Raw genomic sequence first — 22,843 nt, forward strand, 5'->3', positions numbered from 1 at the left:
AAAATCATGCGTGTGGGAATCCCCGCGATTCAGGTTTTTGGCGGGACGCTTTAAGAAAATGGAGTTTCTTTTACTGGTGACGTCGTGAGTAGAAGCAAGGAGCTATTGGATGGCTGGGAGAAAAAACCACCACGTCTGGCGTATGTTGCAACGCGGGTTTGGCGAAAAAAGAGGTAAGGATCATCATATCTGGATTTACCGTAAAGGTGAAAAGCCAAGTCCAAAGGGCACAGGCAACTTCGGTGTCGATAGGTTCTTTTACGGCCCAGAGGGATCGGAGACAGATAAACGCATCACTGAGTTTGAAAACTCTGTGCAAAGTGACATTCAGGATGCGCGGAAATTGGAAAACGGAGCAGAGTTAGATGCGGCGTTTGTCGCCCCGCTAATCGCGCATCTTGAGATTAGGTCAAACTTTCTGCGGTCAGAATTGTCGAACATGACTGAACGAATGTTCATGGCGTTGGACGAGCACTTTAGCTCAACGACGAAAGTGCAGGCCATGATGAAGAACTATTTGGGGAAAAACCCGAAGAAGGTTGACGCATTTCTAGGCAAAAATTTCGTGCCCGTAGATCAACGCGACTATGTGTCAGAACTGTTCGATACGTATATTGACAATCTTCCACCCAATACAGCGAGCGACCTGTTTGATGGAAAAATAGATGAAATTTTCAATATGGCGCAGCTTGTGCCTGATGGAATCAAAGAGGCCCATAACAAAGCGATCCTCTCGATCGAGCCAAACAGCCCACGCATCAAAGCGTTGGAGGAGTTTACCTACACAGTATACCGCCCCCATAGTGGGCAGTTAGTGCTTCCCGATACATGCGTTGCCTTTATTGGGCCTAAAAATGTCGCTCCATTTACTCAACCAAAAGACGACATGCAAACAGTGATCATTCCAATTTCAGCTGAGGTTGCAATCTTTGGTAAGAAAGGAAAGCAAAGGCCAATGGAGTTGAAAACGATTAATCGACTTCTCGCTGGCTGCGCTTACGATGCCTTCATCGCAAAAATCGATGATCCTAAACTTGCGACGCTTGCGGGCAGGATCGGGAAGTATGCGAAGGTGATGAGCGATAAGGAAGTCCGCGAATTATTCTCCTTTGAGCGAATGCTGTCAGATTAGGCACCTTGCAGATGTGCTTCATTGTTGTGATGGTCGCAGACAGCGAATTCGTTGGCCACCAGATTTTGCCCGTGCGGCGAAAGTCTGATCTGGTGAAGCGGCAGCGCGGCGATTGACGGCATCGGCGAGGTCGGCTCAGGGCCGAGCATTGCCGTGAAACCGGTGCCGCACAAATGCCCGCCCCCGCCGCACCGCAGCATCTTTTTCGCCTTCTCAAGCCCGCCGCCCCGCGTTATAGAAGCCGCATGATGACTTTGGCCCATATCGCGACCCCTGCCCGCCTCTCCGGCGGTTTGTTGCTGGCTGGCCTGCTTCTCCTAATCCGCCTCTGAGCGTGCCTTTCGGCGCGACCGCTCAGAGGGGACGCCTTTTCGCGCCAAGGCATCTGGAGAATAGAGAGATTTCAAAATGACCAAGACATCCAAACAGGACCGCGTCCTGATTTTCGACACCACTCTGCGTGACGGCGAACAAAGCCCCGGCGCGACGATGAGCCATGAGGAAAAGCTGGAGATCGCAGCCCTGCTCGACGAGATGGGCGTTGATGTGATCGAGGCCGGGTTCCCGATCGCCTCTGAGGGCGATTTCCGCGCGGTCGCAGAGATCGCCAAGAATTCGGTGAATTCGGTGATCTGCGGGCTGAGCCGGGCCCAGCTGCCCGATATCGACCGCGCCTGGGAGGCGATCCAGCACGCCCGCCAGCCCCGGATCCACACCTTTATCGGCACCTCGCCGCTGCACCGGTCGATCCCGAACCTGAGCATGGACGAGATGGCCGAGCGGATTCACGGCACCGTCACCCACGCCCGCAACCTCTGTGACGATGTGCAATGGTCGCCGATGGATGCGACCCGGACCGAGCATGATTACCTCTGCCGCGTCGTCGAAATCGCGATCAAGGCCGGGGCAACCACCATCAATATCCCCGACACCGTCGGCTATACCGCGCCGCGTGAAAGCGCCGATCTGATCCGGATGCTGATCGAAAAGGTGCCGGGCGCCGACCAGGTGGTCTTTGCCACCCATTGCCACAACGATCTGGGCATGGCGACCGCCAACAGCCTGGCCGCGGTCGAGGCCGGGGCGCGGCAGATCGAATGCACGATCAATGGCCTGGGCGAACGGGCCGGCAATACCGCGCTGGAAGAGGTGGTGATGGCGCTGAAGGTGCGCAATGACATCATGCCCTATCAGACCAAGATCGACACCACCAAGATCATGAACCTCAGCCGCCGGGTGGCGGCGGTTTCGGGCTTTGCGGTGCAGTTCAACAAGGCGATCGTCGGCAAGAACGCTTTTCTGCATGAAAGCGGCATCCACCAGGACGGGGTGCTGAAGAACGTCGAAACCTTTGAAATCATGAAGCCGTCGGATATTGGCCTGAACGAGGACAATATCGTTCTGGGCAAGCATTCGGGCCGCGCCGCCCTGCGCTCCAAGCTGAAGAACCTCGGCATCGAGATGGGTGAGAACCAGCTGAAGGACGTGTTTGTCCGGTTCAAGGATTTGGCCGACCGCAAGAAAGAGGTCTATGACGAGGACCTGATCGCGCTGGTGCAGGTGGCCGAGGATGCCGGCGCCGACCGGCTGTCGCTGAAACGCCTGCGGGTGGTCTGTGGCACCGAAGGCCAGGAGGCCGAGATGACGATGATCGTGGACGGAGAGGAAAAATCCTTCTCCTCCTCCGGCGATGGCCCGGTCGATGCCGCGTTCAACTGCGTCAAGGCGATCTTTCCGCATGAGGCGCGCCTGCAGCTCTACCAGGTGCATGCGGTGACCGAGGGCACCGATGCCCAGGCGACGGTTTCGGTGCGTCTGGCCGAGGATGGCCGCATCGTCACCGGCCAGTCGGCGGATACCGACACCGTGGTGGCCAGCGTCAAGGCCTATATCCACGCGCTGAACCGGCTGCTGGTGCGGCGCGGCAAGGCCGGGTCCGACGCCAAAGAGATTTCTTACAAAGACGTCTCGTAAACATTGCCCATTTAAACCATCTGCCGCCCCCGCGCCCACAAGGGCCGGGGGCGGCTTGTTTTCATGCTCGTGCCAATTGGTTTCATGCTCGTGCTAAATCGTCTCCGTTGACTTCCCCTTGCCCGGCATTACCCGGTATATCGGCCCCGACCAAAGGGAGGAGTCACAATGCTCAAGACACGCTTTACCGAATTGATGGGGATCGAGCATCCAATCGTTCAGGGCGGGATGCAATGGGTGGCACGGGCCGAACTGGCTGCCGGTGTCTCCAACGGCGGTGGCCTGGGCATCATGACCGCGCTGACCCAGCCAACCCCGGATGACCTGATTAAAGAGGTCGCGCGCTGCCGCACGATGACCGACAAACCGTTCGGGGTGAACCTGACCATCCTGCCGTCGCTGCGCCCGATTCCGCATAAGGAATACGCCCAGGCGATCATCGACAGCGGCGTCAAGATCGTCGAGACGGCTGGCAACAACCCCGGTGAATTCATCGACATGTTCAAGGCCGCCGGAATCAAGGTGGTTCACAAATGCACCGCTGTCCGCCACGCGCTGACCGCGCAACGGCTGGGGGTCGATGCGATTTCCATCGACGGGTTCGAATGCGCGGGCCATGTCGGTGAGGATGACATCACCAACCAGATTCTGATCCCGCTGGCGGTTGACGCGCTGGATATCCCGGTGATCGGCTCCGGTGGTTTTGGCGAGGGGCGGCAACTGGCCGCAGCGCTGGCGCTGGGGGCCGAAGGGGTCAACATGGGCACCCGCTTCATGGCGACCAAAGAGGCGCCGATCCACGACAAGGTGAAACAGCGCCTGGTCGATGCCGGCGAACGCGACAGCCTGCTGATCATGCGCGCCCTGCGCAACACCAGCCGGGTGTTCCGCAACGAGGTCGCCGAAGAGGTCGCCCGGATCGAAAAGGAAAAGGGCCTCAACTTCAAGATCGAGGACGTCGCCCATCTGGTTGCCGGCGCGCGCGGGCGCCATGTCTATGACGATGGCGATTCCGAACAGGGTATGTGGTCGGCCGGCATGGTCGCCGGGGTGATCCATGATGTGCCGAGCTGCAAAGAGTTGATCGAGCGCATCGTCAGTGACGCCGAGGCGGTGATCAAGGGCCGTCTGCAATCTCTGGTGGCCTGAGCCAGCTGCCATCACTCGCAAATGGACAGGCGGTCGCGATCGCCTGTCCAGTGCCACAACCTGGCACCAGCCTGCCCCCTGCACGCCATATTGCCGCCCGGGTTATCCTCTAGATCAACCCCAAGGCAGCCCGCAACAGCAGGAGGATGGGTGTGAAAAGTCGCATTATTTCAATTGTCGGTCTGGTCCTGTTCGCGGTCTGCGCCCTGTTCTGGGCGGATTGCTATACATATATGAAATCGGCCCATGACGTGGGCGAAGAATTTGCCATTCAGGATTACGCCAAATCGCTCGGCAACCGGCTTGCGGGGCGCCAGGACGCCGCTGCAATGCGCCGCGAACGCCGGGCCATCGAGGCCGCCAAGGCAGCGCCCGCCGTCGCCTTCAGTGTTGAAAAGCTGAATGGCGTTGCCCCGACGATGCCCGAGTTCAAATCCGTCGATAGCGCCAAGCCCGAGAGCGGCCAGGCGACGACCGGTGCGATGGCGACTGGCTCTGGCGGGATCCGCTTTATCGGTGTTGCGAATGCCTCAGGCTGTGCGATGGTTGGCAGCGTGAAACGCTGTCGCGTCGGCGGCTGATTGCATGGATCTTGCAGCACCCCGGCCCTTGACCAGATCGCGCCCATGTCTTACCCAGCGGTCAGGCGCGCGGGCGTTGTGTAATGGTAAGACCTCAGCCTTCCAAGCTGATGATACGGGTTCGATTCCCGTCGCCCGCTCCATCGCCAAATGGCGATCAGAACATCCCGTTTGAATTGGCGCTTTCGCTTGGCAGCTGCTGCAGCACATCCCAGTGCTCGACAATCTTGCCCGCGCCATCCAGCCGAAAAATGTCGATCCCGGCATATTCCAACCCGCCCGGCCAGGTCTGGTGGCAATGCAGGATCACGTGATCGCCCTCGGCAAAGGCGCGCTTCACCTCGACATGCTTGCCAGGATATTCCGCCGCCATCCGGTCGAAATAAGCGATGAACCCCTGTTTGCCGTCGCTGACATGCGGATTGTGCTGGGTATAGCTGGCGCCGCCATAGCGCCGCATCGCCTCGCCCGGGCGACATTCGTTGAACATCATCTGGTAGAACCAGATCACATTGGCCTTGTTGCGTTCCAACACTTGCGCGTTTGTCGACATCTGCCCCGCCCCCCGATCTGCGCCTGCCTTGGCGTTGTCCTTGCATTACCGCTGGCTGTCGCGCATTTTTAAAGAGTCCAGCGTATCAGGATATTGGGAGGATGGGGAGGAAGACCATGACATTCGCAACCAAGGCGGACGCCTTCGCCTACGAACTGGAAATGCCATGGGAGGATCGCGACGTTCCGAGCACGATCTATGGCTTGCTCAATCGGACAGCAACCGCGTTTCCGAACCATGACGCCATCACCTATCAGCTGGAATCAGGCCCGACCGACCCGGCCGAAACCCTGAGCTGGTCGGAGCTGAAGGCCAAGGTCTGTCAGACCGCCAACCTGTTCCGCTCGCTCGGCATTGGCGAAACCGATGTGGTCGCGCTGGTGTTGCCGAATGCCACCGAAACCGTGCTGACCATCCTCGGCGGGATGATCGCGGGCATCGTCAATCCGATCAACCCGCTGCTGGAACCGGAACAGATCGGCGCCATCCTGCGCGAGACCAACGCCAAGGTCGTTGTCACGCTGAAGAATTTCCCGAAGACCGACGTCGCCCAGAAAACCGCCGAAGCGGTGCGCCATGCACCCAATGTGCACACCATCCTGACGGTTGACCTCAACCGCTATCTGAAACCGCCAAAAAGCTGGATCGTGCCGCTGATCCGACCTGCGGTGCACGGCAATCACCATGCCGATGTGCGCAGCTTCAACAAGGAAATCGCCAAGCAACCGACCGAGCTGAGCTTTCCCGACAGCGCCGGTGACCGGGTTGCGGCCTATTTCCATACCGGTGGCACCACCGGCATGCCGAAAGTGGCGCAGCACAGCTATTCCGGGATGATTTACAACGGCTGGATCGGCCACACCCTGCTCTATACCGAAGACGACAACATCATCTGTCCGCTGCCGCTGTTCCATGTCTTTGCCTGCCATGTGATCCTGATGGCCGCCGTAGCCTCGGGCGCGCATGTGGTGTTTCCGACGCCTGCCGGTTATCGCGGCGACGGCGTGTTTCAGAATTTCTGGAAGCTCTGCGAGCGTTGGAAGATCAGCTTTATCATCATCGTGCCAACCGCGATTTCCGCGCTGATGCAACGCCCGGTCGATGCCGATGTCTCAACCGTCAAGACCGCTTTCTCGGGCTCGGCGCCGCTGCCGAAAGAATTGTTCCATCGCTTTGAAAAGGCGGCAGGAATCGAGATCATCGAAGGCTATGGCCTGACCGAGGCGACCTGTCTGGTGTCCTGCAACCCGACCGACGGGGTCAAGAAAATCGGGTCGGTCGGCATCGCCTTTCCCTATACCGACATTCGGATTTTCGACCATTCACAGCCTGAACTTCGCGAATGTGAGGTCGATGAGGTCGGCGAAATCTGCGTCTCGAACCCCGGCGTCAGCCCGGGATCGACCTATACCGAAGAGATCAAGAACCGCGACCTCTATCATCCGGGGGTCGAGATCAACCAGCTGTACCTGCGCACCGGCGATCTGGGCCGGATCGACGCCGATGGCTATCTCTGGATCACCGGCCGGGCCAAGGACCTGATCATTCGCGGCGGCCATAATATCGATCCGGCGGAAATCGAGGATGCGCTGCTGTCGCATCCCGCCGTCGCCTTTGCCGGGGCCATCGGCCAGCCCGATGCCCATGCCGGTGAATTGCCCTGCGCCTATGTCGAACTGGTCGAAGGCGCCAACGTCACCGAGGCCGAGCTTCTGGACCACGCCGAGCGGCATATTCACGAACGCGCGGCCTATCCGAAGCATGTCGAGATCCTTGCCGAATTGCCAAAAACCGCCGTCGGCAAGGTGTTCAAGCCGGACCTGCGCAAACGGGCGATCAAACGGGTCTATAACGCGGCGCTGGACAAGGCCGGGGTTGCGGTACGGGTGATCGAGGTCGTCGACGACAAGAAACGTGGCCTGACCGCGCGACTGGAAAAGACCGGCAGCGTCGATGATGATGCCATCACTGCGGTCCTGGGCAGCTTTACCCGGCCCTGGGAATGGGCGGATTGATCCGCGACGCCAAACCGCGGGACGCGGGGTTTCTGGCCTGGGTCAAGGACGCGGCAACCGAGGGCTTGCCGCGTCTGACTCGTCGCCAGGGCGCCGCCAATCCCGATCAGGCCGAACAGGCCTGGTGGGACGAGGCCCGCGCCGCTTTCGCCGGCGAAGACGACAAGATGAGTCACCGCAATTGCCAACTGGCCGAGGTCGCCGGACACCCGGCTGGCTGCGTCATTGCCTATGTCCAGACCGAGGTGAGCCCGCCAGGCCCCGACACCCCGGCGGTCCTGGTTCCGCTCCGCGGATTGCTGCGTGCGACCCCCGGCTCTCTTTATATCGACAGCATCGCGGTCAGTGCCGACTATCGCCAGCAGGGTCTGGCCCGAGCGCTGCTGAATGCGGCTGAAATCCGCGCCCGCGCCCTCGGCCAGCCCCGGCTGACGCTGATCGCGCTGTCATCAAACACCGCCGCCCGGCCGCTCTATGCCGATATCGGCTATCGCGACATCGCCCAGGCGGCGCTGCTGCCCTCCTATTGGGCACCCGAGGCCGATGCGGCCTTTCTGATGGAAAAGCTTCTGTAACGCAGCCCCCCGACCCTGCCCAAGGTCGCCACGGCCATCCTGTTCCTCACCTTACTCCAGTCCAGCACGGGGACCGGCATCGCCATGGCGAGGGATGGCGCGCGCGCCCCGCGATTTTCCCGATGCGATGCCGCGCAGCTTGTCGATCTTGATCGGCGTGCAGCCACAAGGGCAGATGTTTCTGCCGACCCTCTTTGCTGTTCGGCGTGACTTCGCTTCTCTGATCCATGGTCATCTATTGTCGCACCCCTAACCACTTGCCACCACGGCGCTGAGCGGGTTCACTATGTGCATGCCCCATCGCGAGGGTGTTGCTGGAGGGGAGGCCTGCAATGAAAGATGCGATCCATATTTCCGATCTGGACGAAAGCCGAGAGGCGGCCTATGCCACGCCGCTGGACGCCTATTCCGTCGCCCAGCCGGCACGGTTTTCCGATGAAACCATCTGGCCCTGGTTCCAGCGCCTGCGCGAAGAGGCGCCGGTGCATTGGTGCGATACCGGCGAGTATGAACCGCATTGGTCGATCACCCGCTATGAGGACATCATGGCGGTCGACACCGACCACCGCCGGTTTTCCAACGCCGGGGGCATCACCCTGCAAACCCCCGAGGGGCGCGTCTATTCCGAAACCCGCGGCGCCAAGGGTGCCGGGTTCATCACCATGGACAACCCCGAGCACAACCAGCAGCGCAAACAGGTCTCACCCGCCTTCACCCCGCCCAGCCTCGACAAGCTGAGCGGGCTGTTGCGCGAACGGGCGGGCAATCTGCTCGACTCTCTGCCGATCGGTGAGACCTTTGACTGGGTCGATCTGGTCAGCAAGGAATACACCGCGATGACTCTGGCGACGCTGTTCGATTTCCCGTTCGAGGACCGCCGCAAGCTGACCCACTGGTCGGATATCATCACCAATACGCCCGGCCACGGCCCGGTGAAAGATTGGGATCAGAAGTTCAAGGAAACCAACGAATGCTTTGATGCCTTCGACAAGCTTCTGGAAGACCGCAAGAGCAAGCCGCCGTCCTTTGACCTGATCTCGATGCTCGCCCATGGTGAGGGCACCCGCGACATGCCGCCACAGATTTACCACGGCAATGTCGTGCTGCTGATCGTCGGTGGCAATGACACCACCCGCAACACCCTGTCCGGGTCGGTCTACGCGTTGAACAAATTCCCCGACCAATATGACCGGCTGCGTGCCGATCCCTCGCTGATCCCGGCGATGGTGTCGGAAACCATTCGCTGGCAGACGCCGCTGGCGCATATGGCCCGGGTGGCGCTGGAAGATGTCGAGATGCACGGCCAGACGATCCGCAAGGGCGACCGGGTGGTGATGTGGTATGCCTCGGGCAACCGTGACACCGACCGGATCGAGGATCCGGACAATTACCTGATCGGTCGCGATATCAAAAAGGCGCATCTGTCCTTTGGCTTCGGCATTCACCGCTGCCTTGGCAACCGGGTGGCCGAGTTGCAATTGACCATCCTCTGGGACGAGATCCTGAAACGCTTTCCCTCAATCGACCTGGTCGACGAACCGCAGCGCACCCATTCGGTGTTCGTCAAGGGCTATGAGACGCTGCCGGTGCGGATCCCCGCCCGGCTCTGAGCCGGTTCAACCGGTCTGAAAGCGTTGAAAACAGGCGGCGAACTGATCGAAAATGATCGGGTCGCCGTCGATCGTCACCGCCGGGTCCGGTTCATCGTCCAACAGCATCCACAACAAGGCGTTCTGGTCGCCGCTCAGGATCAAATCGGCACTGATCGGACGCCCACCCGACACCTCAAGCTGGCGATTGGCGACAACCAGGGTGAATTCGCGCCCCGACAGGACACAGGCGACCCGCAGGGTCAGCCCCTTGGCCCGTTGCGGCCGGAAATGCGACGCCAGGCTCAGGATCACCGCCGTCGCTGACATCGCCTGCTCGGCCAGGCCACGGGGCGAGCGCGCCATCCAGCGCCCGGTCACCTTGAACACCGGTGCCAGCTCACGGCCCCAATCGGTCAGTTGATAGCCCTTGGTCGGCTTGCCATCGTCCATGTCGCAATGGGCCAGAATCCCGGCCTCCGCCAGATCGTTCAGCCGCTGCGACAGGATATTGGTGGCGATGCCGGGCAGGTCGGACTTCAGATCGCTGAACCGGCGCGGCGCAAACAGCAATTCACGCGCCACCAGCAAGGCCCAGCGTTCGCCGACCAAATCCAGCGCCTGTGCCACGCCGCAGCCATCGTTGTAGAACCGCTTGCCCGCCATGATCCCGCCAGTTGCAAATCGAAATCTGACACCGGCATAGCAGAAACCGGTGCAGCTTGTCCAATGCTCTACAATGGGCCCGATAGGGTTGCAGGATGGGAAATAGGGGTATGTCCGGGCGGCAAGCCCAAGCCGCAAGCGGCCGCCACTTGGTAAATATTGTCGACTTCCCTGCAGAAAATCCGTGGTGCAGCCGGAGCGAGAAAGCTCGAACGCCGGATGTTCTCGCGGTTCTTCGAAACCGCTGTCACCCAATTCTCTGCCCCTGATGTCGGCCACTTTTCAAATGAAAAGCGAGATGGTGCTGTGAGAGAGGATTGAACTCTCGACCTCACCCTTACCAAGGGTGTGCTCTACCACTGAGCTACCACAGCATCTCGTTTTCCAGTTGGTAACCCCGGGGCTTCCCCCGTGGCAAGAGGGGACTGGAAGGCCCCGTCTGTTCACGTCTTCACCGCACATCCGCCCCAATACCAAAGGAGCGCGTGGGTGCAGGCCTTTTACCGCAAGATGACCGGAGTGCAAGGGCTTTGCTGGGGCAATTTCGGGGAAAATCCCAGACACCCTGCGGGCGGGCCTGCGGCGCGGCGGCCATAACGACGCACCGTTGTTCCAGCGCCATCTGGATCTTGGCGTGGCGCTGGCTTACACCAGCGGCATGAGCACCAACGACAGGTCCGGAGCGACACGAGAAGAGCGCCTGAAACAGGCGCTGAAGGCAAATATCGCGCGTCGCAAAGCGCAGGCCAAAGCGCGCGTCCGCGACGACGAGGCGGATCAAACCGACGACAGGCAGGAGAATGGCGATGGATAGGATCGTGGTGACGGGCAATGGCCCATTGAAAGGGCAGATTCCGATTGCCGGCGCCAAAAACGCCTGCCTGACACTGATGCCTGCGACATTGCTGAGCGAAGAGCCGCTGACCCTGACCAACGCGCCGCGCCTGTCGGATATCGCCACGATGACGCAACTGCTGCAATCGCTGGGGACCGAGGTCACCAAGATGCAGGATGGCAAGGTTCTGGCATTGTCGAGCTACCGGATCGACAACCACACCGCCGATTACGACATCGTGCGCAAGATGCGCGCCTCGATCCTGGTGCTGGGCCCGATGCTGGCGCGCGATGGCCATGCGGTGGTGTCGCTGCCCGGCGGCTGCGCAATCGGCGCAAGGCCGGTCGACCTCCACCTCAAGGCGATGGAGGCGATGGGCGCTGAGATGGAACTGCGCGATGGCTATGTCCATGCCAAGGCGCCCGGCGGGCTGAAAGGCGGGGTGGTGGATTTCCCCTTTGTTTCGGTTGGGGCAACCGAAAACGCGCTGATGGCAGCGACCCTGGCCAAGGGCACGACGGTGATCAAGAACGCGGCGCGAGAGCCCGAGATCGTCGATCTGGCGCAGTGCCTGCGGCGGATGGGCGCGCAGATCGATGGCGAAGGCACCTCAGAAATCACCATTCAGGGTGTCGATCGCCTTGGCGGGGCCACCCATCCGGTGGTGGTCGACCGGATCGAGCTCGGCACCTATATGCTGGCCCCGGCGATCAGCGGCGGCGAGGTCGAGCTGCTCGGTGGCCGGATCGAGTTGATCGGCGCCTTTTGCGAGAAACTCGACGCCGCCGGGATTTCGGTCAGTGAGACCGGCAACGGGCTGAGCGTGGCGCGCAAGAATGGCCGGGTGCGGGCGGTCGATGTAAAGACAGAGCCCTTCCCCGGCTTTCCCACCGACCTGCAGGCGCAGATGATGGCGCTGCTCTGCACCGCCGAGGGGGTTTCGGTGCTGGAAGAGCAGATCTTTGAAAACCGCTTCATGCATGCACCGGAATTGCAGCGCATGGGCGCGAAGATCGAGGTGCATGGCGGCAGCGCCACGGTCACCGGTGTCGACAGGCTGAAGGGCGCGCCGGTGATGGCCACCGATCTGCGCGCCAGCGTCTCGCTGATCCTGGCCGGGCTGGCCGCCGAGGGCGAAACCGTGGTCAACCGGGTCTATCACCTGGATCGCGGCTATGAGCGGGTCGAGGAGAAACTCTCGGCCGTCGGGGCCAAGATCGAACGGGTGTCAGACAGATGAGCGAGGACGCCCGGTTCGAGGATGGTGGCGAAAGCCCGCTGAACCTCGGCGCGATGGATGCCGAGGATCTGACGGTGCTGTCGGCGCTGGCCCAGGATGCGGTGTTTCCGGTCACCGACATGCTGTGGCGGCCGCGCGAACGGCGCTTTGCCCTGCTGTTGAACCGGTTCCGCTGGGAGGACAGCGACCGCGACCGGCATGGCGCCGAACGGGTGCGCGCGGTGCTGGTCGCCGACAATGTGCTCAGCGTCGCCAGCCAGGGCATCGACCGTTCGGACAAAGGCACGATCCTGTCGCTGCTCTCGGTCAGTTTTGAACCGGGGGACGAGGCACCGGGCGGTCAGGTGGTGCTGACCCTGGCCGGGGACGGTGCGATCCGGTTGGAGGTCGAGGCGCTCGAACTGCGGCTGCGCGATGTCACCCGCCCCTATGTCGCGCCCTCGGGCAAGGTGCCGGGGCATCGCGATTAACCTCTGAGCACCGGGGCAGCGGATCCGGCCCCACCCGGCCTGCGTCGGGTTAACGCCTTGACCCGCACCGATCTGCCCGCCAGAACCCCGGCAACACGCGAAGAGGACAGTCATGGCCCGCAGCCCCACCCAATCGCCGGACGATGCCCGCAACCGACCCAAGTCGCGTCAGGTCGGCACCTTGACCCGGCTCTGGCCCTTCCTTGCGCCCTATCGCGGCCAGATGTTTCTGGCGCTTCTGGCGCTGATCCTGACCGCTTCGGTGTCATTGATACTGCCGATGGCGGTGCGCCGGGTGGTGGACAATTTCGGCGGCGACGCGACCCAGTTGCTGGACAAGTATTTCGCCGCCGCGCTCGGCTTTGCGGCACTTCTCGCCCTCGGCACCGGGCTGCGCTACGCGCTGGTTACCCGGTTGGGCGAACGGGTGGTGGCCGATATCCGCAAGGCGGTCTTTGGCCGGATGATCTCGATGAGTCCGGGGTTTTACGACAACCTGATGACCGGCGAGGTGCTGAGCCGGATCACCACGGACACGACCCTGGTGCAATCGGTGATCGGGTCCTCGGTCTCGGTGGCGCTGCGCAATGTGCTGATTCTGATCGGTGGGCTGGCGCTGATGCTGCTCACCTCGGCGAAACTCGCCGGGCTGGTGTTGCTGATCGTGCCAGCGATCATCGTGCCGATCTTTGTCCTTGGACGACGGCTGCGCGGCCTCAGCCGCGAGAACCAGGACTGGATCGCCGCCTCCTCCGGCAAGGCGTCTGAGGCGCTGCTCTCGGTGCAGACGGTGCAGGCCTATACCCACGAGGATCTGTCGCGCGACGATTTCGACTATGTGACCGAGGAAAGCTTTCTCTCGGCCTGCCGCCGGATCACCACCCGGGCAGCGATGACGATCATCGTGATTTTCCTGATCTTCACCGGCATTGTCGGGGTGCTGTGGATCGGTGCCCATGATGTGCGCGACGGCGTGATGTCCACCGGCGCACTGGTGCAATTCGTCATCTATTCGGTGATGGTCGCCGGGGCGGTCGGTGCCCTGTCCGAGATCTGGGGCGAATTGCAGCGCGCCGCCGGGGCCACCGAGCGCCTGGTCGAATTGCTGGATGCCGAGGACCGGATCAACGATCCGGCCACGCCGCTGGCGCTGCCCAGCCCGACGCGTGGCGCGATCCGGTTTGAGGATGTCACCTTTCGCTATCCAGCCCGGCCCAAGATGGCGGCGCTGGATCACGTCAGCCTCGACATACCGGCGGGTGAGACCGTTGCCCTGGTCGGCCCCTCAGGCGCAGGCAAATCGACGATGATCCAGCTGATCCTGCGGTTTTATGATCCCGACAGCGGCGCGGTGCTGCTGGATGGCGTGGACCTGTCGCAGGTGCCGCGCGCCGATTTCCGCAGCCATATCGCGCTGGTGCCGCAAGACCCGGTGATCTTTGCCGGGTCGGCCCGCGACAACATCCGTTTCGGCTGGCCCGACGCCAGCGACGAAGAGGTCGAAGCCGCCGCTCAGGCCGCCGCCGCCCATGACTTCATCACCCAATTGCCCGATGGCTATGGCAGCCAGCTCGGCGAACGCGGGGTGATGCTGTCAGGCGGGCAGAAACAGCGCATTGCCATCGCCCGCGCCATCCTGCGCGACGCGCCGGTGCTGCTGCTGGACGAGGCGACCTCGGCGCTGGACGCCGAAAGCGAGCGCCTGGTGCAAGAGGCGGTCGACCGGGTGTCGCGCAGCCGCACCACGATCATTGTCGCCCACCGTCTGGCGACGGTGAAAAAGGCCGACCGGATCGTGGTGATGGACCAGGGCCGGATCGTCGCGACCGGCACTCATGATGAGCTGGTGGCGCAAAACGGGCTGTACGCCCGCCTCGCCCGGCTGCAATTCACCGACGGGCTGACAGGCGCGTAGCTCCTAGATAGGCCCGTTTCAGATGTGGATCGCCCGGCCATAGGCGGCCAGCACTGATTCATGCATCATCTCGCTCAGCGTCGGATGCGGGAACACGGTGTGCATCAGATCCTCTTCGGTGGTCTCAAGCTGACGGCCAATCACATAGCCCTGGATCAGCTCGGTCACTTCGGCCCCCACCATATGCGCGCCCAACAATTCACCGGTCTTTGCGTCGAACACGGTTTTCACCATCCCCTCGGGCTCGCCCAGGGCCACCGCCTTGCCGTTGCCGATGAACGGGAACCGGCCAACCTTAACCTTATGCCCGGCGGCAATCGCCTTGGCCTCGGTCAGCCCAACAGAGGCCACCTGCGGCTGACAATAGGTACAGCCCGCGATGGCGCCGGGGCGCATCGGATGCGGATGCTGGCCCGCGATCAGCTCGGCGACCATCACGCCCTCATGGCTGGCCTTATGCGCCAGCCAGGGCGCCCCGGCGATATCGCCGATGGCATACAGCCCCTCGGCCCCGGTGCGGCAGAATTCATCGACCACGACATGGGTGCGGTCGATCTTGACCCCCAGCGCCTCCAATCCCAGCCCTTCGATATTGCCGACGATGCCGACGGCGGAAATCACCGTGTCGAATTCCAGTTTCTCGACCTTGCCGGCGCTTTCGATATGCGCGGTCACCTTGCCCTTGGCGCGGTCGAGTTGTTTCACCGCCGCCTTTTCAAGGATCGTCATGCCCTGCTTGACGAATTGCTTGCGTGCGAAGGCGCTGATCTCTTCATCCTCGACCGGCAACACCCGGTCCATGACCTCGACCACCGTGGTATCGGCGCCCAGCGTGTTGAAGAAGCTGGCGAATTCGATGCCGATCGCGCCGGATCCGATCACCAGCAGCTTTTTCGGCATCCGTTTCGGCGCCAGCGCGTGGCGATAGGTCCAGACCAGATCGCCATCGGCCTCAAGCCCCGGCAATTCCCGTGCCCGGGCGCCGGTGGCCAGCACGATATGCTTGGCGGTCAGCTCTTCGGTGCCACTCGCGGTCTTGACGCTGACCTTGCCCTTGCCGGGCAGGCTGGCCTCGCCCATCACCACCGTCACCTTGTTCTTTTTCAGCAGGTGCTTGACCCCGCCTTCCATCTGCTTGGCCACCCCGCGCGAGCGTTTCACCACCGCGTCGAGGTCAAAGGCGATCTTGTCGGCGCTGAGGCCGAAATCGCCCGCCTTGCCCATCAGGTGAAACACCTCGGCCGAGCGCAGCAGCGCCTTGGTCGGGATACAGCCCCAGTTCAGGCAGATGCCGCCGAGGTTTTCGCGTTCGACGACGCAGGCCTTCAGCCCCAGCTGCGCCGCACGGATCGCCGCCACATAGCCACCGGGGCCTGCCCCGATCACGATCATATCAAATGTTTGCGCGGCCATCTGCCCCTCCGATTCCGGATAGTTTGACGTTAAACTATCCCTGCAATCGCTACACCAAACAAACAGGCCCCGCAACGTCCTGTTGCGGGGCCGATATCCATGCCGTTGTTACGGAACACTAAAATTTAGGCCGGTCAGCCAGCCTCCAACTGCCGCAGGGTTTCGCCATAGCCGCCCCGCTCTAGATAATGCGCCTCGGGCTGGGTAACCGTCCGATCCAGCGCCGCGTTGCGATAAGGGAAGCGCCCGAATTGCCGGATCACCTCGCGATGGGCCTTGGCATGCAGCAGGTTATTGGTGGCTTCCGGCATCCGCTCTTTCATCAGCCGCACACAGCGCTCCTGATCCGACAGGCATTCCGAATGCATCATCGGCAGGTAAAAGAATTGCCGCGCGGGCGGATCAATCTTGAGGTCCCATTTCCGGTCGACCGCCATCTTGGCCGCCGCCAGCGCCAGCTTGTCCGAAGCAAAGGCGCGGCCCTCGTCCCGAAACATATTGCGCGGAAACTGATCCAGCAGGATGAGATAGGCCAGAACCCCCGAGGGATGGGTCAGCCACAGCCCGTAGGTGCCTTCACAGGCAGCCTGCCAGGCGGGCAGGAACCGGGCGCGGATGTCGCCATCCAGGCTATCCCAAGGCTGGTACCAGCCCTTCGGCCCGACCTCGTCCAGCCAGAACTTCAACACTTCGTCTGAACTCACCATCGCAGTTTCCCCCGTGTTCGACGGCTCACTTATCCACAGCCTCGCACAGAATGCACATTCGATAAATGGCGGATATCCCTACCTTCGTCGCTAACATCAGGGAATATCACCCGAAAACTGTCTAGCTTTCGGGATCTTTCGCCTCTTCGCCATGCTCGACACCCCATTCCGCTGCCGCCTCAAGTGTCACAGTAGAGGCCTGCATCAACACCGGCGCATGGCTGCTCTGGTCCTCGACCGCCAGCGATGGACGCTGGGTCATCCGCCAGGCGGCGTAGCCCGCCAGGCTGAACAGCATGATCGAGATGAACAGCCAATAGCCCGGCGGCCCGAAGACGCCGATCATCCAGCCGGTGATCAGTGGGCCGGAGATCGCCCCCAGCCCATTCATGAATATCATCCCGCCAGAGGCGGCGGCCATATTGTCGCCGTCTAGAAAGTCATTGGCGTAGGATATCAGCAAGGAATATAGCGGGTTGGACATGCTGCCGACGACCAGCGCGGCGATCAGAAGTGCGGTGTAATAGGTGCCCAGACCGCTGCCCAGCGCCGCACCGATACCACCCACCGCCGCCACCACCAGGATCAACAATCGCCGGTCCATCCGATCCGACAGCCAGCCCAGGGGAAACAGGGCAATCGTCGCACCGAAATAGAACATCGCCACGAACAGCGAAATCTTGGGCAGGGTCAGCCCGATTTCAGCGCCATAGACCGCCGCCATGCCGAATTGCGCCGAAAACGCCCCGCCGAGCAGGAACACCCCGACGCAGGACAGCGGCGACACTCCGTAGAGCTCGCGCAGCGACATCGGTTTGGTGGTGTCAAACGCCGGGGTTGGTGAAATCGACAGCAGAATCGGTGCAAATGAGATCGAAACCAGCACCGAGGGGATCACGAACAGCACGAATCCGGACGGATCACCAAGCAGCAACAGCCCCTGCGCCAGAATCACCCCGATCATCTGCACGATCATGTAGAGCGACAGCGCCTTGCCCCGGTTCTCATTGCTGGCGGCGTTGTTCAGCCAGCTTTCGGCGGTGACATAGACACCCGAAAAGCAGAACCCGATCAACACCCGGCCCAGGGTCCAGGCCCAAGGGTGGGCGAAGGTCGGGTAAAGAATCAACACCGCCGAGATAAAGGACCCCAGCGCCGCGAACACCCGGACATGGCCGACCCGGCGGATCATCTCGGGCGCCATGCGCGAGCCGCCGAGAAAGCCGACGAAATAGCCCGACATCACCACCGACATCTGCAGGGTCGAAAAACCCTCGATTCCGCCACGCACCCCCAGCAGGGTGCCCTGCACCCCGTTGCCCAGCATCAGCAGCATCAGGCCGAACAACAGCGGCCAAGCCGAGCCAAGAACCTGTAGCATCACGCATCTCCTGAAGTTCTGGCCAGATTGACCACCCGTCGCCTGCCCCGTCGGGCCTGAATGCGACATCTACCGAGTGTTAGCGCCTACTCGCATCCGATCCAGCCGGGCCACAACCCCGGCAGCCGCAAATCGGCGAGAAACTTCTGGTGATCTGACGCCGGGCTGGCAGGCCTCAGGGCAGCAGCAATGAGGCGTCGCCGTAGGAAAAGAACCGATAGTCACCCGCCACCGCATGGTCATAGATGCGCCGCACCCGATCCTGACCGATCAGCGCCGAGACCAGCATCATCAGGGTGCTTTTCGGCAGGTGGAAATTGGTCATCAGCGCATCGGTGACATGAAAGGCAAAGCCGGGATAGATAAAGATATCGGTCTCGCCCCGCCAGGGCGCAATGGTGCCGTCGCGGGCCGCACTTTCGATCAGCCGCAGCGCGGTGGTGCCGACCGGGATCACCCGCCCGCCTGCCGATTTGGTGGCGGCGATCTCGGCGGCGGCGGTCGCGGTGACCTCGCCCCATTCGGCATGCATCCGGTGGCTGGTCACATCCTCGACCTTGACCGGCAGAAAGGTTCCGGCGCCGACATGCAGGGTGACATGGGTGATCCCGACCCCCATTTCGGCAATCCGTGCCAGCAGCGCCGCATCGAAATGCAGCGATGCGGTGGGGGCTGCAACCGCCCCGGCATGGCGGGCCCAGATGGTCTGATAATCCTCGCGATCCTGCGCATCTGCCGGGCGTTTCGCGGCGATATAGGGCGGCAATGGCATCTGCCCCGCCGCTGCCAGCGCCGCATCGAAATCCTCGCCCGTCAGATTAAACCGGATCAGCCCCTGGCCCTCGGTCTTGGCCACCAGCGTCGCCGAGAGCGCGTCGGAAAACACGATCACCTCGCCCTCACGGATCTTTTTCAGCGGTTTCAGCAGCGCCGCCCAGTCACCGCCCGCACGCGGCTCAAGCAGGGTCACCTCGATCCGCGCCTGGGTCAGCCCCTCGGCCCCCTGCCGGGCGCGCTGGCCGGACAGCCGCGCCGGGATCACCTTGGTGTCGTTCAGCACCAGCCGGTCGCCGGGGCGCAGCCAGCGGGTCAGATCGCTGACCGTTGCGTCGGTGATGGTATCGCCCTCGGCCACCAGCAAACGCGCGGCGCTGCGCGGCTTTGCTGGCCGGGTGGCGATCAGTCGCTCGGGCAGGTCGAAATCGAAATCGGAAAGTTTCACTGGCTGGGGGCCTGGCTGATCTTGGGGGGCGGGCTGCGGAAAATCTCGCGGAACATGCCGGGTGTCAACAGCGACAGCGGATTCACCCCGACCTTTGGCGAGGCCGCGGCGCCGCTCAGGGTGTAGGAAAAGCCGAACAGCCCCTCGCCCTTGCGGGTGAACACCGAGCCGAGTCCGTTCAGCATGTAGATCGGTGAAATCACCCCCTGCATGCGCATCCGCCCGGCCTCGAGATCATAGACCCCGTCCATTGAAATCCCCAAAGAGGCGCCGACCGCACTGGATTGGGTGACAATCAGCTGGCGCGGGGTCAGGCGGAACTGCGCCTCGACATCGCTGAAGGTGATGCCGCGCCCGGCCATTTCATCAACCAGCCCGACCACCGAGATTGAGTTCAGCAGCGCCGCCATCACCGGGGCTTCGATGACCCGCATGTTGCGCACGTTGAGCTGGCCGTCATAGGTGCCCTCGCCGCCGGTCGGTTTCAGCACCAGATCCATCGCGCCGTCGCGGCCCTGTTTCAGCAGCTTCATCGCCGAAAACACCCGCCCGGCATCCGCAGAGGTGATCCGCACCGCGCTGCGTTTGCCCTGCGGGATCAGCTGACCGGCGACCTGGGCGCTGCCATTGACCAAGCCGGTGAAGCGGCCCTGCAGCCCGCCCACGGTGGTCAGATCGCCGCGAAAATCCATCAGCGCGACGGTGTCGGACACCTGAAGGCGGTCCAGCGCCAGCTGGATCGGGCCAGCGCTGCCAGAGCCGCCGCCGTTCAACTCGGTCCGGCGCAGATCGAGCCAGCCGCCGGTGACCGCGACCAGCGGAGTCGCGCCCTTGCCACGCCCGGACAGCTGCACCGGCGCGTCCAGCCAAGTGCCGATCTTCACCCGATCAAACCGCGCGGTCTGCAACTGGCCGGCCTCGGTCAAGGTCACCTTGCCATCCGCACTCAGCCCCGGCGCCTCGATCGCGATGCTGTCGATCCTGGCCGGGGCGCCAAAGCTGCCGTCGACCTTGAGCAGGCCGCGCGCGGCCTGTGGCAATGACCAGTTCAGCGCCGTCAGCCGCAGACCGATCCCGGCCAGATCCGAGGTCATGGTGAATTCCGGCACCGCGCCGCGCGCTATGCGCACCGCCACCTCGGCCCGGCCCTTGCCGTTTAACGATCCGGGTGGCAGGCCGAGGCGGAATTCATCGGCAAAGCGTTCTGAGATTTCGACCCAGCCGTCAATCCGTGCCCCGCCCGCACCGCCCGGCGCGATATTGGCATGATAGTCGCCGCCCACCGGCACCGTGCCGATCCGGCCCGTGCCGGTGATGCTCAGGTCATCGCCAACCAGTGCAACCTGCAAATCCGGTGCCGCGAAATCGCGCCCCGGCAACAGGATATCGCTGCGCACATCGCGCAGATTGCCGCTGAGCGCGATATCGTAATCGGCCAGGGTGCGCCCCTTTTTCAGCACGAATTCGATGATCCCAGCCAGCGTCAGCCGCCCGTCCGCCAGGGTCACCGGGCGCCCAGCCTTGGCCATCATCCGAAACGGTTCAAGATCAAGCAGCGCCAGCGAGGCGGTGATGGTGGCGTCGCTGCGCAGATGGATTTCCGCCGGGGCCGGTTTGATCCGCCGATCCGGCACCACAAAGGTGGTGCCACCCAGATCGACCCGCCCGCCCTGCGGCGCGGTGATCTTGCCGGTCTCGGTCACCGCGACAAATCGATTGCGATAGAGGCTGGCATGGCCCGATACCCCTTTGGCCGGAGGCAAGCCCTTCACCACCTCGATCTCGGCCTCGGCAAATCCAAAGCCGATATAGATGTCGGGCTTGCCTCCTGGGCGCAGTCGAAACCCGGTCTGGATCGAATGGAACGACCCGGCAAAGACCGATTGTTCGATCCAGTCGCGGGTCTTGATGGCCATCGCCTTGGGCCAGAGCGCCAGCACCGCGTCGCGCCCGATCTGGTTCATCGCGCCCTCTGCGGTGATGTCCCACCCCTCGGGCGAGGCCCGGACCTTGGCCTGCAGGGTCAGCCTTTCGTCGCCACGACCCAGGCTCAACTGCCCGACATCCAGCACGAAAGGATCAAGCTTGAGCCGCAGATCGGCGCGCACATCGTTAAAGGCCACGGGTTCGGGGATCAGATCACCGGGCTGGGCGGAAAATTCGGTCATCCGCAATTGGCCGACCATTTCCGACGGGCGGCCCTGGTTGGTGCCAAGCAGATGCAGATCGCCCTCGGCCCGGGCGGTCAGATAGACACTCTCGACCCAAAGCTCGTCAAAGGTCAGCGCCTGTTTGAACGGGTCATAGGTGAAATAGCTGCCCGCTGATCGAAACGGCAGCGGCGCGGTGCCGTCATTGGGGCGCAACACCCCCTCGCCGATCTGCAAGGTGGCGTTCAGCGGCCCCAGCCTGCCGGTGCTGTCGACCCCGGCCCGCAACGCCCCGGAAATCGGCGCGTCCAGCACCCCGAGCCAGGCCAGCGCCGCGCTCTGGGTGGCCAGGTCCTCGGCCGCCATGTCTTCGAATTTCATCCCGAATTGCGCGGCCTTGCTGCCGATCTTGCTGGCATAGCTGACCGACAGGACCGTCGCCCAGGCGCGCCCCGACAGCAGCGCGAAATCGCCGCGCAGGCTCAGGTCATTGCCGTGGCGTTCCAACACCGCACGGCCGCCATCGACGGTCCAGGCGCGCCCGGATCGGGAATCCTCATAGCGCAGGGTCAGCGCCGTCGCCTCGATCCGTTCGAGTGAGCGCAGATCCGGCAGATCGAGCAGCGCCTCGATCTCGTCGGCCAGGGCGCCCAGATCGCTGCCCCGGGCGCGGCGCGGCAGGTTGCCCTCGGCCTGCGCCGCGCCAACTTCGCCCAATGCCAGGTCAAAGCCGCCATCGGCATCGCGTCGCAGCCGCATCTGCGCGCCGGTCAGATAGATCGAGCTGGGCCGCGCCTTGCCCTCCAGCAGCGCGGCGACAGACAGCACGCCCTGAATCTCCGACAGGCTGAGCCTGGCGTTGCTGCCGACCCGCTGGATGGTCAGATCGCGCAGCCGCAGGCGCGGCTTCCAGCCATCCTCGACGATCAGCGCCACCTCGCCGAAATCCACCGACAGCCGCTCCATCGACCCGTCGAGCCGGGTCGTGATCAGCTCTTTCAGCCAGGGCGGCGCGACAAAGGGCCGTTCGCTGAGGATCACCCCGGCGAACAACGCCAGGAACACAAAGCTGAACGCGGACACCAGTGTCAGCCCCGAGCGCGCCAGGATCCGCCACAGCGAACGCCGACGCCTTTTGGCGCCGCCAGTCGCCGCCGCGGGGGCGTCTATCGGGTCTTCGGTTTTCGGTGTCATCGCTTGGCCCTTCGGCCCGTCCCCTTATTGTCGCCTGCCTCGAATGGACGGGCTTTATTCTCGCCGCCATTCGGTTACATTG

General features: G+C 62.7%; 19 protein-coding genes and 2 tRNA genes. 12 read left to right on the top strand and 9 right to left on the bottom strand.

What is annotated here, in order from left to right; genetic code table 11:
- Nucleotides 1–109: 109 nt before the first annotated feature.
- Entirely contained in the window at nucleotides 110–1,132 is a 1,023-nt protein-coding gene (locus P1U48_RS02455; protein WP_301066870.1) for a hypothetical protein, read from the top strand.
- Here P1U48_RS02455 and P1U48_RS02460 read toward each other — a convergent pair.
- Entirely contained in the window at nucleotides 1,129–1,395 is a 267-nt protein-coding gene (locus P1U48_RS02460; protein ID WP_301066871.1) for a hypothetical protein, read from the bottom strand. The two genes, P1U48_RS02455 and P1U48_RS02460, sit on opposite strands and share 4 nt — an antisense overlap.
- Nucleotides 1,396–1,540: 145 nt before the next feature.
- On the opposite strand from P1U48_RS02460, the gene P1U48_RS02465 reads away from it, so the two are divergent.
- The 4 genes from P1U48_RS02465 (at nucleotide 1,541) to P1U48_RS02480 (ending at nucleotide 4,979) form a co-directional block, all read left to right on the top strand.
- Nucleotides 1,541–3,106 (top strand): 2-isopropylmalate synthase, encoded by a 1,566-nt coding sequence (locus P1U48_RS02465; protein ID WP_301066873.1) that lies wholly within the window; start codon nucleotides 1,541–1,543, stop codon nucleotides 3,104–3,106.
- 168 nt (nucleotides 3,107–3,274) lie between these two features.
- Nucleotides 3,275–4,255 (top strand): nitronate monooxygenase, encoded by a 981-nt coding sequence (locus P1U48_RS02470; protein WP_301066874.1) that lies wholly within the window; start codon nucleotides 3,275–3,277, stop codon nucleotides 4,253–4,255.
- A 152-nt stretch (nucleotides 4,256–4,407) separates the two neighbouring features.
- A complete protein-coding gene (locus tag P1U48_RS02475; protein ID WP_301066876.1) occupies nucleotides 4,408–4,836 on the top strand; it encodes a hypothetical protein in 429 nt (142 codons plus the stop codon).
- Between the two features lie 69 nt (nucleotides 4,837–4,905).
- Nucleotides 4,906–4,979: transfer RNA gene (locus tag P1U48_RS02480), tRNA-Gly, on the top strand.
- Between the two features lie 14 nt (nucleotides 4,980–4,993).
- On the opposite strand, the gene P1U48_RS02485 is transcribed toward P1U48_RS02480, so the two are convergent.
- A complete protein-coding gene (locus tag P1U48_RS02485) occupies nucleotides 4,994–5,389 on the bottom strand; it encodes an ester cyclase (RefSeq protein WP_301066877.1) in 396 nt (131 codons plus the stop codon).
- Nucleotides 5,390–5,505: 116 nt separating this feature from the next.
- On the opposite strand from P1U48_RS02485, the gene P1U48_RS02490 reads away from it, so the two are divergent.
- From P1U48_RS02490 to P1U48_RS02500, 3 genes are all read left to right on the top strand, one after another.
- Entirely contained in the window at nucleotides 5,506–7,404 is a 1,899-nt protein-coding gene (locus P1U48_RS02490; protein WP_301066879.1) for an acyl-CoA synthetase, read from the top strand.
- Nucleotides 7,392–7,979, top strand: coding sequence for an N-acetyltransferase (locus P1U48_RS02495; protein ID WP_301066881.1), 588 nt, complete (start codon nucleotides 7,392–7,394; stop codon nucleotides 7,977–7,979). The genes P1U48_RS02490 and P1U48_RS02495 overlap by 13 nt, the downstream gene beginning before the upstream one ends.
- A gap of 332 nt (nucleotides 7,980–8,311) precedes the next feature.
- Entirely contained in the window at nucleotides 8,312–9,589 is a 1,278-nt protein-coding gene (locus tag P1U48_RS02500) for a cytochrome P450 (RefSeq protein ID WP_301066882.1), read from the top strand.
- Between the two features lie 6 nt (nucleotides 9,590–9,595).
- Here the strand turns inward: P1U48_RS02500 and P1U48_RS02505 are convergent, their stop codons facing one another.
- Together P1U48_RS02505 and P1U48_RS02510 are read right to left on the bottom strand one after the other, a co-directional pair.
- Nucleotides 9,596–10,234 (bottom strand): helix-turn-helix domain-containing protein, encoded by a 639-nt coding sequence (locus P1U48_RS02505; protein ID WP_301066884.1) that lies wholly within the window; start codon nucleotides 10,232–10,234, stop codon nucleotides 9,596–9,598.
- A gap of 299 nt (nucleotides 10,235–10,533) precedes the next feature.
- Nucleotides 10,534–10,608 (bottom strand) — tRNA-Thr (locus P1U48_RS02510).
- A gap of 233 nt (nucleotides 10,609–10,841) precedes the next feature.
- On the opposite strand from P1U48_RS02510, the gene P1U48_RS02515 reads away from it, so the two are divergent.
- The 4 genes from P1U48_RS02515 (at nucleotide 10,842) to P1U48_RS02530 (ending at nucleotide 14,694) form a co-directional block, all read left to right on the top strand.
- Nucleotides 10,842–11,048 carry a hypothetical protein gene (locus tag P1U48_RS02515; RefSeq protein WP_301067305.1) on the top strand — a complete coding sequence of 69 codons (207 nt, stop codon included), beginning with the start codon at nucleotides 10,842–10,844 and terminating at the stop codon, nucleotides 11,046–11,048.
- Complete coding sequence (murA, locus tag P1U48_RS02520; protein WP_301066885.1) at nucleotides 11,041–12,309, top strand: UDP-N-acetylglucosamine 1-carboxyvinyltransferase; 1,269 nt, start codon at nucleotides 11,041–11,043, stop codon at nucleotides 12,307–12,309. The genes P1U48_RS02515 and murA overlap by 8 nt, the downstream gene beginning before the upstream one ends.
- A complete protein-coding gene (locus P1U48_RS02525; RefSeq protein WP_301066886.1) occupies nucleotides 12,306–12,779 on the top strand; it encodes a DUF2948 family protein in 474 nt (157 codons plus the stop codon). Before murA ends, P1U48_RS02525 begins: the two co-directional genes overlap by 4 nt.
- 112 nt (nucleotides 12,780–12,891) lie before the next feature.
- Nucleotides 12,892–14,694 carry an ABC transporter transmembrane domain-containing protein gene (locus P1U48_RS02530; protein ID WP_301066887.1) on the top strand — a complete coding sequence of 601 codons (1,803 nt, stop codon included), beginning with the start codon at nucleotides 12,892–12,894 and terminating at the stop codon, nucleotides 14,692–14,694.
- Nucleotides 14,695–14,712: 18 nt separating this feature from the next.
- Here P1U48_RS02530 and lpdA read toward each other — a convergent pair whose 3' ends face one another.
- The 5 genes from lpdA to P1U48_RS02555 form a co-directional block, all read right to left on the bottom strand.
- A complete protein-coding gene (gene lpdA / locus P1U48_RS02535; RefSeq protein WP_301066888.1) occupies nucleotides 14,713–16,107 on the bottom strand; it encodes a dihydrolipoyl dehydrogenase in 1,395 nt (464 codons plus the stop codon).
- Between the two features lie 134 nt (nucleotides 16,108–16,241).
- Entirely contained in the window at nucleotides 16,242–16,814 is a 573-nt protein-coding gene (locus P1U48_RS02540; RefSeq protein WP_301066890.1) for a DUF924 family protein, read from the bottom strand.
- Nucleotides 16,815–16,935: 121 nt separating this feature from the next.
- Nucleotides 16,936–18,195, bottom strand: a complete 1,260-nt coding sequence (locus tag P1U48_RS02545) for an MFS transporter (protein WP_301066891.1) — start codon at nucleotides 18,193–18,195, stop codon at nucleotides 16,936–16,938.
- Nucleotides 18,196–18,370: 175 nt separating this feature from the next.
- Complete coding sequence (gene queA, locus P1U48_RS02550) at nucleotides 18,371–19,417, bottom strand: tRNA preQ1(34) S-adenosylmethionine ribosyltransferase-isomerase QueA (RefSeq protein WP_301066893.1); 1,047 nt, start codon at nucleotides 19,415–19,417, stop codon at nucleotides 18,371–18,373.
- On the bottom strand, nucleotides 19,414–22,761 hold the full coding sequence (locus tag P1U48_RS02555) for a hypothetical protein (RefSeq protein ID WP_301066895.1): 3,348 nt from the start codon (nucleotides 22,759–22,761) through the stop codon (nucleotides 19,414–19,416). Before P1U48_RS02555 ends, queA begins: the two co-directional genes overlap by 4 nt.
- Nucleotides 22,762–22,843: the final 82 nt, after the last annotated feature.

Origin of the sequence: Pseudooceanicola sp., from assembly GCF_029213205.1 — a bacterium.
Lineage (GTDB): Bacteria > Pseudomonadota > Alphaproteobacteria > Rhodobacterales > Rhodobacteraceae > Pseudooceanicola.